The sequence below is a fragment of the Pseudoduganella aquatica genome, from assembly GCF_009857595.1.
GTDB lineage: Bacteria > Pseudomonadota > Gammaproteobacteria > Burkholderiales > Burkholderiaceae_D > Rugamonas > Rugamonas aquatica_A.
The window spans coordinates 1-1,089 of sequence record NZ_WWCU01000104.1; the positions used below are offsets into that span (position 1 = coordinate 1).

The 1,089-nt window shown below is 52.1% G+C and carries 1 rRNA gene; it reads right to left on the minus strand.

The annotated features are described in order from the left end of the window. A 23S ribosomal RNA gene (locus tag GTP77_RS29710) occupies positions 1-1,089 on the minus strand; the annotation flags it as partial.

The following is a 1,089-nucleotide window of genomic DNA, read 5'->3' on the forward strand; positions in this document are numbered from 1 at the left end:
CAGACAACCTTCCGCGATCCGTCCCCCCATCGCATCATACGACGGTGCAGGAATATTAACCTGCTTCCCATCAGCTACGCATCTCTGCCTCGCCTTAGGGGCCGACTCACCCTGCTCCGATGAACGTTGAACAGGAAACCTTGGGCTTACGGCGTGGGGGCTTTTCACCCCCATTATCGCTACTCATGTCAGCATTCGCACTTCTGATACCTCCAGCATCCTTTACAAGACACCTTCGCAGGCTTACAGAACGCTCTCCTACCATATCCTTGCGGATATCCGCAGCTTCGGTGACTGGCTTAGCCCCGTTACATCTTCCGCGCAGGACGACTCGATCAGTGAGCTATTACGCTTTCTTTAAATGATGGCTGCTTCTAAGCCAACATCCTGACTGTTTTAGCCTTCCCACTTCGTTTTCCACTTAGCCAATCTTTGGGACCTTAGCTGGCGGTCTGGGTTGTTTCCCTCTTGACGCCGGACGTTAGCACCCGACGTCTGTCTCCCAAGCTCGCACTCATCGGTATTCGGAGTTTGCAATGGTTTGGTAAGTCGCGATGACCCCCTAGCCATAACAGTGCTCTACCCCCGATGGTGATACTTGAGGCACTACCTAAATAGTTTTCGGAGAGAACCAGCTATTTCCAAGTTTGTTTAGCCTTTCACCCCTACCCACAGCTCATCCCCTAATTTTTCAACATTAGTGGGTTCGGTCCTCCAGTGCGTGTTACCGCACCTTCAACCTGGCCATGGGTAGATCACTTGGTTTCGGGTCTACACCCAGCGACTGGCGCCCTGTTCGGACTCGATTTCTCTACGGCTCCCCAATCTGGTTAACCTTGCCACTGAATGTAAGTCGCTGACCCATTATACAAAAGGTACGCAGTCACGGAACAAGTCCGCTCCTACTGTTTGTATGCACACGGTTTCAGGATCTATTTCACTCCCCTCCCGGGGTTCTTTTCGCCTTTCCCTCACGGTACTGGTTCACTATCGGTCGATTACGAGTATTTAGCCTTGGAGGATGGTCCCCCCATATTCAGACAGGATTTCTCGTGTCCCGCCCTACTTGTCGCATACTTAGTTCCACAC